This is a genomic window from Mesorhizobium sp. Root157 (assembly GCF_001427385.1).
GTDB lineage: Bacteria > Pseudomonadota > Alphaproteobacteria > Rhizobiales > Rhizobiaceae > Mesorhizobium.
Window position 1 is genome coordinate 1 of record NZ_LMGJ01000025.1, and the last position, 7,872, is coordinate 7,872.

Annotated in this window: 8 protein-coding genes and 1 pseudogene; 1 reads left to right on the forward strand and 8 read right to left on the reverse strand. The window is 59.5% G+C overall.

Annotated features, from left to right (window positions below; translation table 11 throughout):
* Positions 1-706: 706 nt before the first annotated feature.
* From ASD64_RS14000 to ASD64_RS14015, 4 genes are all read right to left on the reverse strand, one after another.
* Entirely contained in the window at positions 707-1,441 is a 735-nt protein-coding gene (locus ASD64_RS14000; RefSeq protein ID WP_056106017.1) for an ATP-binding cassette domain-containing protein, read from the reverse strand.
* On the reverse strand, positions 1,441-2,613 hold the full coding sequence (locus tag ASD64_RS14005; RefSeq protein WP_056106020.1) for an FtsX-like permease family protein: 1,173 nt from the start codon (positions 2,611-2,613) through the stop codon (positions 1,441-1,443). Before ASD64_RS14005 ends, ASD64_RS14000 begins: the two co-directional genes overlap by 1 nt.
* Positions 2,610-3,830, reverse strand: coding sequence for an HlyD family efflux transporter periplasmic adaptor subunit (locus ASD64_RS14010; RefSeq protein ID WP_162249077.1), 1,221 nt, complete (start codon positions 3,828-3,830; stop codon positions 2,610-2,612). Before ASD64_RS14010 ends, ASD64_RS14005 begins: the two co-directional genes overlap by 4 nt.
* Before the next feature lie 311 nt (positions 3,831-4,141).
* Positions 4,142-4,543 carry an OsmC family protein gene (locus tag ASD64_RS14015; protein ID WP_056106024.1) on the reverse strand — a complete coding sequence of 134 codons (402 nt, stop codon included), beginning with the start codon at positions 4,541-4,543 and terminating at the stop codon, positions 4,142-4,144.
* A gap of 232 nt (positions 4,544-4,775) precedes the next feature.
* On the opposite strand from ASD64_RS14015, the gene ASD64_RS21040 reads away from it, so the two are divergent.
* On the forward strand, positions 4,776-4,913 hold the full coding sequence (locus tag ASD64_RS21040; protein WP_156460155.1) for a hypothetical protein: 138 nt from the start codon (positions 4,776-4,778) through the stop codon (positions 4,911-4,913).
* 97 nt (positions 4,914-5,010) lie between these two features.
* On the opposite strand, the gene ASD64_RS14020 is transcribed toward ASD64_RS21040, so the two are convergent.
* From ASD64_RS14020 to ASD64_RS21840, 4 genes and pseudogenes are all read right to left on the reverse strand, one after another.
* Entirely contained in the window at positions 5,011-6,417 is a 1,407-nt protein-coding gene (locus ASD64_RS14020; protein WP_056106026.1) for a multicopper oxidase family protein, read from the reverse strand.
* Positions 6,418-6,453: 36 nt separating this feature from the next.
* On the reverse strand, positions 6,454-6,816 hold the full coding sequence (locus tag ASD64_RS14025) for an SHOCT domain-containing protein (protein WP_056106028.1): 363 nt from the start codon (positions 6,814-6,816) through the stop codon (positions 6,454-6,456).
* A gap of 473 nt (positions 6,817-7,289) precedes the next feature.
* On the reverse strand, positions 7,290-7,643 hold the full coding sequence (locus tag ASD64_RS20685; RefSeq protein ID WP_244480799.1) for a hypothetical protein: 354 nt from the start codon (positions 7,641-7,643) through the stop codon (positions 7,290-7,292).
* Between the two features lie 6 nt (positions 7,644-7,649).
* A pseudogene (locus tag ASD64_RS21840) lies at positions 7,650-7,772 on the reverse strand (phospholipase effector Tle1 domain-containing protein); the annotation flags it as partial.
* Between the last annotated feature and the right edge of the window lie 100 nt (positions 7,773-7,872).

A 7,872-nucleotide genomic window follows, 5' to 3' on the forward strand; every position in this document is an offset into this window, starting at 1 on the left:
GCGCTATGGAAAAGCGCGCTTCGCGAGCGGCCTCCGCCGCGCCCAGACTGGCCCGGTTTTACTCCGCCCCAGTGGCCTGGTTTTGCTCCGCCGTTGACAGAGCTGCCCCAACTGCGACCCTGTCGGGACGGATAGTCCGCAAGGTTTGAAGGAGCCGTGCGTCACATCGAGCATTGGTTCATTTGGCTGGAAACCCTATCGGTAATCTCCACGGGCTCCGCGTAGCGCATGGTCAAATAGTCCGTCCGGTCGCGCAGGCTGTGCCGCCGCAGGTTTGCCTAGACAGAAGACGCCAACTTGGAAACTCTTCGTCATCCTGCGGACTCCTGGCAGGCAAGGGCGAATGGTTCACCGGCACTTCCTGCGGATTACTGTCCCTTGCTGGAGGTGCGGTAGACGCGTCACCGCCAGGCAGTGATGCTCCCCGATGTGGGCCCCGATCGTGTCCGAAATGTCGCGACCATCCGCACCCTTAAAACTCCTCCTTTCCGGATGCAGTGCTTCCTCTATCCTTCTCCATCGCAGCGATGATTGCGGCCTGAATGGGCTTGTCCTGCGGTTCCGCCGTCCCCTATCATCACGATCTCGTGGCCTTCTTTGATGCAAGCGAGCGTCTGGCAAGATTTGATGCGCCCTCCTCGTGACGAGGTCTTTGCGGGCGCTGCATGGCTCTGGTCCCCAATAACCGATGCGGTAGGATTGGTGCCTACGACCGTCCTTGAACCCGAGCGCTGAAAACCTCAGACCCCACACCATCCGAAACAATTCGACCATCTTCGAGGACAAGTATTCGGTCCGCTTGTTCGAGTATCCGGTTGTCGTGGGTGACCAGGAGGGTGGTCGTTCCGCGGGCGCTGCCGAGCCGCTTGAGAAGGTCCACGACTTCGGCTGCGCTGTCGCCGTCGAGCGCGGCGGTGGGCTCGTCAGCTAGAACGAGTGCCGGGTTGCCAACCAAGGCTCGGGCGACTGCCACGCGTTGCTTTTGGCCGCCGGAGAGGTTGGCTGGCAGATAGTTCATTCGATCGGACAAGCCGACGAGATTTAGCACATGGATAGCTGCCTTGTGTGCGAGTTCATCGGAAACATCACCATGGACCTGAATACCCATGATCACGTTCTGCAAGGCCGTCAGGCTCTCATGCAGATTGTGTGCCTGGAAGATGAAGCCCAGGCGCTGTCTCAGCGCCATCAGCGTGGTTTCACCGGCGCCATTCAGTTCCTGCCCAAGAAGGCGCACCGATCCGTCCTGCACGCTGCGCAGACAGCCGAGCAGAGTGAGTACCGTCGTCTTGCCGGAGCCGGACGGCCCCATGAGCACAGTGAAACTTCCAGCTTCGATTGTGAAATTGAGATCGTACAGCGCCTGCTTACGGGCATCGCCGATGCCGAACCAGTGGTTGAGCCCGGCCACTTCGATGACGTCGCCATTCCGCTTTCCCATCAGAACAGGTCCGCGGGGTCGGCGGCAGCGACGCGCCTGGTAGCAATTGCTCCCGACAGAGACGAAACTGCGATAGTGCCGACAAAGACCGACGCCGCCATAAAGAGCGTCATCGAGAGGGGCAGCGTTGTCACCTTTGCCATGACCGTCAGGATAGTTGTGCCGACGATCAGGCCTGGGATGAAGCCGAAAACACCGAGGACCAACGCTTCCTCGAACACGATCCCCAGAAAGAAGCGCGAGCCGTAGCCCATGGCCTTGAAGGTCGCGTACTCCCGCAAGTGGTCCGCAACATCGGTTGAGAGGACCTGGTAGATGATGATCAGGCCAACCAGTATGCCGATGAAGACACCAAATCCGAATATTACTCCGGTTGGACGACGCGTCTGCTGGTATCGCAAATCCTCGGCCATGGCGTCTGCATAGCTGCGGATGCGCAGCGACGAATCCGATATCTGCCCGCGCAGCCGTTCCGACAGCTCGTCTGCCGACGTTCCGGGTCTGGTGCGCAAGAGGATATGATCGGGCGCGGCCGAACTTCGCGCGGGAAACAGTGAAAGGAAGGTCTGGTCGGAGACAAGCATGTAGCCATCGCCGCCAAACCCGCCGCCACCGGAGAAGGTAGTATAGGCCTTGATGGTACGGCCGTCAGTCTCGAAGGAGAGCGGCGTCTGCGGCCGGATGGCGACAGCCTCGTCTCGGGTGAAGCCTCGCGCGAGCCTGTCGAGGATTGCCGCGCCCTGCACCTGCAGAAGGTTCAGGTCGGTTGCAATCTCCGGGGCGATAAAGCCCGGCTTGAACGGATCTATTCCGAATGTTGTGAGACTGATATCCGTCTGTCCCCGGTCCCAAGGCACGTTGGCGACGAAGAGGCCCATGCCGTCGATGACGTCCGGATCTGCCAGCGCCTGAAGCATCCACTGGCGGGCAACGTTGCCCCCGTCAGCGAGCGCATTGGCGTCGGCCGCCGAAATGATGATGTCGCCCCGGAAAAATTCATAGGGTCTGAGCGTCGCAACTGCCATCGAGTTCATGATGCCAAGCTGGACGAAGACCAGTACATTGGCGAAGGCGACGCCCGCGATCGCCGCCGCGAAGCGGGTGGGGTTGTGGGTCAGCTGCAACCAACCGATAGGAAGCCGCCCGAATAGCCATTGCAGCAGGCGGCTCATCGTGCCGCCCGTTCCGCCGCTGACGTGTCGATGCGGGCAACGACTTCCAGATTCGTGTATCCAGAGGCCAGCTTCGTCGACGAGGCGTCGAGGGCCACGAGGATGCGAATGACCCTCGCATCCGTGTTGGCGGCCGCATCATCGGAGATCAGTCCCTGGCGGCCAACAGTCAGCCCGATGCTTTCCACCTTTCCGAGCAATGTCCGCCCTAGGGCACTGGCGACCAGTTCCACCGGTTGGCCGAGTCGCACGCTGGCAATACGGTCCTGATAGATCTCGACCTCGGCCATCATTTGGCTTGTGTCGCCCATCTCCATGATCCCTTCCGTCGGCGGCCGCTGCCCTGGCGTCGCGTGGATGTCGAGGATTGTCCCCGCGATAGGCGCGACCACGAGCGCTCGCTGCGTGTCGAGCTTCACCCTGGCAAGATCGGCCTCGGCGGCGGCGACGTTGCGACCAGCGACAACGACGTCTGGCTGCTCGTCGAGGTGAACCGAGGAGAAGCGGGCGAGCGTTGCCTCGGCACGCGTCACGCTGAGTGCGGCATCCTGGGCGGCCGCGCGTGCCGTATCGAGCGTGGCGCCGGTCGTTACCCCGCTACCAGCGAGTCTTTCGGTGCGACCGAGATTGGCTTCGGCTTCACGCAGATTGGAGCGAGCCTGGTCGAGCGTCGCCTGTGCCTCGTCGCGGCTCGACAGGACCGTGCTGCGGGTCTGAAGGAGCGTGGCCTGTCGTACAGCCAGATTTGCCTCGGCGAGAAGAACGGCGCCTTCGAGCGCGTCGTGGTTATCCAGGCGCGCCAGTGGCGTGCCACGGTCAACCCAATCGCCGACGCCGACGAGCAGTTCGGAAAGCCGCGCGTCTCCGGCCCCGTAGGGCGCCGCAACGATCGAGACATCACCGCGCGGCATCACTCGCGCGAGCCCCACGACGTCGGAGGGCAACATCGTTTCGGCCATTTGCGCCGGCAATTCGATATTTGGAGGGAGCGCGAATGGCGAGGTGGATCCCCCGCCCGGCTGCAGCCCGGTAAGCTGGTAGAATTTCTGTATGGGTACGGGCTGGAAATACATGCCCAGGACGCCGCCCAGGAACATGAAGACGGGGATCAGCAGGGCAGCCAAGTATCTTTTGCGGAACCAACGGCCCCCGCGGCGGGACGTACCGTCCGCAAATTTGAGATCCAGTGGCAGATCACTGCCGGGATTTGCGGCCATATCGCTTCCTTTCATGCGTCAAGCAAATGGCCGACGGTGGTGAGATTTAACTTGAAGATCCGAGAATCCGAGGGTCGTTACGCTATTCTCAGGTGCGGAGGCTGTATGACCTGCCGCTAACGAACGGCTTGACGCAGGACAATCGCCGGCAGACGGCGCATCGCAAACGACCAGGAAGGGAGATCTGGCAAATTTCGCATTGCTCCCCGCGACGGACGAACTACCTGGCGAACTGCTCCTCGGAACGCGCTGAAAGCACTGAAACGGTCTCGAAGCGGGTAAAACATCGGTCGAGCTGATGCACATATCATTCACCTGCGGACCATCTGACCGGACACGGCCACAGCCGCAGAAACGGTGTTGAAGATTGTGCCGTATTTCCGGACATTGGTGTGCAGGAGATCGATGCGGCGGTCGTTTTCGTCGGTATCAACGATGATCTCGTAGTCGATTGCCGACATTCTGGGTGGAGTATCCTCCCGCACACCCTTAAGTCGAACCTCGACGCCCCGGAGGCTGAACTTCAGCATCGGTGCTGCGCGCTCGATGCCCTTGATCATACAGGCCGCCAGCGAAGCGAGCAGCATCTCCGCTGGATTGAACGCGTCGACGCTGCCGTTCACGTCCGTGGCGAGACGGACCTCCGCATCCTTGCAGCGCGCGATGCTACGGTGCGCATCGATCCGTGTCGCCTCGACCTTGTACTCCAGCATTGCTTCGTCCTCGACTGATCGAGATCGAGTATCGGCTTTATTGTGAACGCGCGCTGATCGAGATCAAGGAAACTGATCCGATACGAAGCCCGTAGGCGGAAAACACCAGATTGACTTTGCGCTGTGCGGTCGCGATCAACTCGCCGTGTTCGACACAGAAGCCGAACTACCTTGCTCAATACCCTCTGTAGCGACACGAAAGACACCTAGAAGGCGCTGCACCGCCTGCGACATGACCCGCATTCCGCATGACTTCGATGTGCGGCTTCCGCAAAGCGATCTCATCCGCAAGACCGATGCCGTCGAGATCGGGACACAAGTCATGCCCGGCTCCTCGAATATCGCGGCGTTGCGCGTCTCGAAGCTGTAATAGGACGGGGGGGTCATCGAGGTCAGCGTGGTAAGCGAGTTGACAGCGATGCGCCTTGGAAAGGCACAGCCATCCGTCGCCTGCCGGCGTGACAGATTCAGCTGACGGTGAACTGCGCCATCATGCCGGCGTCCTCGTGCTCCAAAATGTGGCAGTGGAACATGTACGGGCTGCTGGTGCTTGCCGGCTGGTCAAACCGGGCGACGATTTCAGTTTCACCTTTGACGAGCACTGTGTCCTTCCAACCTGTGTTTTCCGGACGAGGCGGCCGGCCGTTTTCGCTGACAACGCGAAAGCGCACACCATGGACGTGGAAAGGGTGGGCGATCATTGTGCTGCGGACGAGCCACCGCTCGACGGACCCAAGATCTACCTCAAAGTCAATGCGGCCCATGTCGAAGGGGCGTCCATTGATAGCAAAAGCGCCACCTCCCATCATCATGCCGCCCATACCCATGTCGAGTGAGATATTACGGGTACGCGTTACCGATCCGGCGAGGTCACTCAATTGTCCGTCAAGGGAGGGGGGGATTTTGACAATCCGCGCGGTGGTGTCATCGGTCGCGAACTGCAGAACGCCATATGCCTGCTGCGGGTCGCTCATCAGGACGGGTGCGCCGGCTCCGGAGAAGTCCACGAGAACTTCAGCCCGCTCGCCTGGCGACAAGCGCAGCATATCAAGGCCAACGGGGGCAGGCAGATAGCCCCCGTCTGTGGCGATCAGGTGCAGGGGTCGCGTATCATCAAAGTAGAGATTGTAAGTGCGAGCGTTTGATGCGTTCAGCAGGCGAAGGCGAACGATGCCTCTTGGAACGACGGCTGTCGTGTCCGCCTGCCCGTTGACGAGAATGCGGTTCCCCACAAACCCCTGCATGCGATCCATCATCGAAGGCGCGTAGACCATGCGCCCGGACCGATCGAAACGACGGTCCTGCAGTATCAGTGTCAAGTCATCAACGCCATACTCGGCGGGCAATCCGCGGTAATCGTCCCGGCCGTCCGTCACATGAATTGCACCCGCCAGTCCGTAATAGACCTGCGGTGCGGTGCGCCCATGAATGTGCGAATGATACCATGCGGTCGCCGAGGGCTGGCTGATGTTGACATCGGGTTTCCATCGGCCTCCTGATCGGATCGCAAGATGCGGTCCGCCGTCATGTTCTCCCGGCACCATAAGCCCATGCCAATGGGTGGTTATCGGCTCGTCCAGAGTGTTATGAACATTGATGCCAAGCGGGCCATTTTGCATGATGATCGTCGGGCCGAGATAGCTCTGATTGAAGCCTGCAGTTCGGGTGACCGGGCCGCCAAGGAGGCTGCTGTTTCCGGCGACGGTCGATAAAGAAAGACGACCGGTCGACCGAGTATCCATAAGCAGGAGCATTGCAAGCCGCTTCATCGGCGTATTGCCAGCGCCTAAGGTCTGCAATGTCGAAAAGCCCGTAAGCCCGGCAACGCCAATCGCGGCTACCCCAGCGGAGGAAAGGAATTGACGCCGATTCATAGTCGTCTCCCACGCAGGGTGTGCTGATTAAACAGATCAATCTGCAAGCAGCTTTCGACGCTCATCGAACTCTTTGGTATCGATCTCGCCCTTTGCAAATCGCTCCTTGAGGATTGCCAACGCGCGGTCATGAGACCGGCTGGACGATGCGCCGACCGTGCCCGTCGAGCGCAGGAGGTAAAATACCCCGACTACAGCGGCGACCACGATCAGGATCATTAGGAGGGGACCGAGCACCATGCCGAAGCCTCCCCACTGACCTGCGCCCCACATCATATCGTGGCCGTGGAAGAAGGGCGCATTCCCGTCGGGTATGACGCCAACTTGCGCGGCCGATTGACCCGCCATCAGCGCAAGTGCGGCGGTCGCGGTCGGGATACGTAGAACGGTCTTGATCATGCGATCATCCTCCAAGACAATCGGAAGAAAAATCCGGTTGTTAGGGCAGCATAGGCTTCGCTGGATCGTATGATCTTGATCTGGAGCAATCCGGGAGGAATCTTTGATGCCATTCAAACCGATCTGAACGGCCTCGAAGACAGCGGGACGCGGGGCGTCGGACGTTGAAACAGAACTGCGAATTCGGTTTCAGCAACCGCCATGTTAGAAACGGCTTTCGCGCTGATTCCAGAAAGCCGCCGATCCGCATAATACCTATCATCTCGCAGATCAATTCGCTCACCTTGCCACGTGCGATCTCGTCGGTCAGCGGAACAACAGGCCCGAGCCGGTAGTTCCGACGCAAGGGCGTCTTAAGCAAGTTCCACTTTGCCCTTTATGCGAATTTCTGCAAACAAACCGCGAAGACGGTAGGTGACGACGACGAGAAAGACCGTGACCGAACTAGGCCGGCCTGCGAGTACCCCCCGACTTTAGAATGTGCAGACGATTGGATTCTCTGTATGGGCATCGGTCGTCGCGTCACAGTTTTCCCAGTCAAACCCATGCCGGGCAGACCATTCGAGAACATTCGGGGGTCTGTAGCTGGCGTTCCCTTGCATCCGTTCGAACACCGAGCGATCGATAGTTTCAAAAAGGTTACGGCTTTCAGCTCCGTCCACCAGCACCTTGCCACCACCGATCTGTCGGGAGAAATGCGGTGATACCCAGCGGTAAATCCCGCTTAGGAACTCGCCATGTGAGTCAGAAATTGCGGCTTCATGAACGTCATCTAACTGATCAGGTATGCGCCTAAACTCTAGACCAAGGCTTTCTGCCTTGCTCATGATCCAACGTAGCGGTCGCTGTGCCAACAGGTCGCTGAAGTATCCTCCTCCGACGTTTGCATGGGCACCTGGGAACCACCGTTGTTCAACGTTCTCGAGAGTGCGCTTGTTTTTCGTCGTAGTTTTGATTTGTCACTTGGCACTTAATAATGAGAATGCCCATCCAATCATTTCAGAGGGTTGCTCCGGCACTTAATTTGATAACTGGCACGTAATTTGATAATCCAGC

Bases quoted from the DNA above. Each gene is read 5' to 3' on its own strand.
- ASD64_RS14020 (WP_056106026.1), bottom strand. From the start codon at position 6,417: ATGAATCGGCGTCAATTCCTTTCCTCCGCTGGGGTAGCCGCGATTGGC.
- ASD64_RS14010 (WP_162249077.1), bottom strand. From the start codon at position 3,830: ATGGCCGCAAATCCCGGCAGTGATCTGCCACTGGATCTCAAATTTGCG.
- ASD64_RS14000 (WP_056106017.1), bottom strand. From the start codon at position 1,441: ATGGGAAAGCGGAATGGCGACGTCATCGAAGTGGCCGGGCTCAACCAC.
- ASD64_RS14025 (WP_056106028.1), bottom strand. From the start codon at position 6,816: ATGATCAAGACCGTTCTACGTATCCCGACCGCGACCGCCGCACTTGCG.
- ASD64_RS20685 (WP_244480799.1), bottom strand. From the start codon at position 7,643: ATGAGCAAGGCAGAAAGCCTTGGTCTAGAGTTTAGGCGCATACCTGAT.
- ASD64_RS21040 (WP_156460155.1), top strand. From the start codon at position 4,776: ATGACCCGCATTCCGCATGACTTCGATGTGCGGCTTCCGCAAAGCGAT.
- ASD64_RS14015 (WP_056106024.1), bottom strand. From the start codon at position 4,543: ATGCTGGAGTACAAGGTCGAGGCGACACGGATCGATGCGCACCGTAGC.
- ASD64_RS14005 (WP_056106020.1), bottom strand. From the start codon at position 2,613: ATGAGCCGCCTGCTGCAATGGCTATTCGGGCGGCTTCCTATCGGTTGG.